1 protein-coding gene is annotated in these 2,942 nt (G+C 41.7%); it reads right to left on the reverse strand.

What is annotated here, in order from left to right:
- Positions 1-2,942: T9SS type B sorting domain-containing protein (locus QGM60_RS18045; RefSeq protein WP_281141637.1), on the reverse strand; the 2,942-nt coding region annotated here is incomplete at both ends.

Below are 2,942 nucleotides of genomic sequence, written 5' to 3' on the forward strand. Positions count from 1 at the left end.
ACATATTCCACGGTGAACCAATAATCGCTACTCGGCATTAGGTTCCCATTAAAGGTACCGTCCCAACCAGATCCCGAAGGACTGATCTGCTTAATCAACTTCCCGTAGCGGTCAAATATATAAATTTTTGCGCTACTATCAATGTTGATAATGTTCCAAGTATCGTTATAACCATCATCGTTTGGTGTAAAGTACTTTGGATAGTCTATTATAGGAACCAATATTGTTGCCGTTCCACAACCCATCTTGTCTCTTGCTGTGACATAATGGTCACCTGGTGACACATTGCTAAACACACCGCTATCCTGCCAAGGTCCTCCGTCCATACTGTACTCGTACTCACTGATTCCTGTTGCCAATACCTCTATAACGTTATTATCTACAAAAGCTTGTGTCTGGGATATCAATTCCAAACTAGGTGGTGCACTTTCTATTACAATAGTACTATCGTTGTTAACACAGCCTGTTGCTATATTAACTACTATTACACTATAGGTACCTCCTTGACCTGGCATCATGCTAGATCCGGTTTCACCTGCAATAACAGCACCCTCATAGCTCCACTCAAAGGTATACTCCGTGTCCGACAAGTAAGTGTCTATCACTAATGGATCTAATATCTCTGTTCCATTGGTATCGATACACAATGTATAGCTATCATCTAAATCAAACAGTGGTAACGGGTTTACCTGTAGGGTCAACGGTGCTACTGCATAACAAATTGAACTATCTTCTTGGTTATCGAACTCTCCATCATTGTTGAGGTCCACAAAGTCTGCAATACCATCTCCATTGGTATCTATCTCATTGATAAGACCATCACCTGTAGTGTCTGTAGCATCAGAGATGCCATCACCATTGATATCCACTAAGTCGTAGATACCATCATTATCAGTGTCGTAAGTATCCGGCGTTCCATCTCCATCAAAATCTAGTGCTTCGGTTAGTGCCGCTAAATCCAGATTTATAACACCTACTACCATAGTATTGTTGTCTACCCTTGCATAAATGATCTGAGGGTTTACGATGTTTTCGTAAAGCGTAGGTAACGGATTGATATTTAAGTTTGCATCAGCGGCGCTTGCGTAATAGCTTACAATGTAGCTATCTGCATCCTGACCGTCAAGTACAAAAGCATCTTGTGTAGATAGATCGAACTGCACACTATCATTACTAGGATCTCCATCGGTCTCCATATTGTCATCACACTCCTCGTACACTATATCTACCATATCCGAGTTAGCCTCTGCTCCTTCATGTACTTCCAAATAAAAACTCTGTGTACTGATAGAACAGCCTGTTACATTATTGGTAATGGTCACAAAGATCTGTTGTGGGCTACTAGTATTTGTATATGGACTTACTAAAGCGTTTATACCATCTTGTGCATCTACCAGACTTTCGTGATAGGTCACTATAAATTGTGATGGATCCTGACCATTCAGTACTTCATCGTTCTTACTCGTTAGATCAAAACTATCAATACCATCGGTATTAAGTTCACATTGTATAAAGTCCGTCACGGCTACTACTTCTGGTAATGGGTTCACACGGATGGTAAAGTCTACTATCGTAAAACAACCTGTTGCATCCTTGGTCACTCTTACATAGATCTCTTGCTCTGGTGTCTCTATATTCGTATATGCTGCTGGATCAGCTATCGCATCTGTTGCTGCGAAGGCATCATCATAGCTCTCATAATAAGTTGCCGTAACCCCATCTTCACTGTTTAATATCAGGTCTTCACGCTCTGTAAGATCAAAAGCTTCTACTCCGTCTCCTGTATTTACATCATCACATAGCTCTAGATCTGGCAGATCCTCACTTGGTGTTGGTGTTGGGTTTGGTAATACGCGTATCGTTAAAGTGGTATAGTCTACACACCCTGTATCCGTATCGGTTACAACAACGTAAAGGGTCTGTGGGTTTGCTACAGCTCCTCCTACAGAGGTATTGGTATACTGTGTAGGGTCAGCTATAACATTGTCCTGTAACAAGGCATCTGTAAAGGTCTCGTAATAGCTTACTGACCAACTTGCATTGCCGCCTGTGATCTCTGAATCTTTTACCGTTAGGTCAAATACCGTAACTTCATCCCCTTCTTCTCCAAAGTCATCACATAGGCTCAACTGGGTTGGCTGTACCGCTACTGGTGGCAGTTCTACTTGTAGATCGAACATGCCCGTATCCTGACAACCTGTGGTTGGATTATATAGTCTTACATAAATAGTCTGTGGATTGCTCGTGTTTGTATAGTTACCTACATTAATAATAGGATTGTTACCATTTTCTGCATCTGCCGCACTGGTATGATAGGTCAGTACAACTTCCGTTGGATCTTGTGTTCCCAAGATTTCATCATCCTTGGTTGTCAGGTCAAACTGTGCTATACCGTCATCATCACCATCACATATAATGTAAGGCTCTATATCCAATGGCACTTCAGGTGCTGGTAGCACAATTAGTTCCAAAGTGTTCAGTGTTAAACTGTAACAACCTGTTATAGTGTTCTCTGAACGCACATAAATCATCTGACTGTCCGGTACAATATTCGTATAAAGTCCTGTGATTGCATTATTGCCTTGATTCGCTTCTGCCAAGGTCTCATGGTAGGTAATTACAATATCATCCTCTCCGTTGGTGATCTCTACCGTACGGATCTCTAGATCGAACTCTGCAAAACCGTCATTGTCATCGTCACAGACCTCTATCGGTGTTGGATCTGGTTCTGGGGAAGGGATCGGGTTTACTCTTAAGGTTACCGTTACCGTATTATAACAACCCGTAACATCATTCTCTGCTCTTACAAATATGGTTTGTGCATTACTAGTATTTACATATGGGCTCGTAATCGGGCTTGTCTCATTCTCAGCATCTGCTTGATTCTCGTAATAGGTCAACGTTATACCAGTCTGACCGTTTAGGATTTCTGCATTAGCTTC

Origin of the sequence: Winogradskyella sp. SYSU M77433 (genome assembly GCF_029911945.1) — a bacterium.
In the GTDB taxonomy this organism is placed as follows: Bacteria; Bacteroidota; Bacteroidia; order Flavobacteriales; family Flavobacteriaceae; genus Winogradskyella.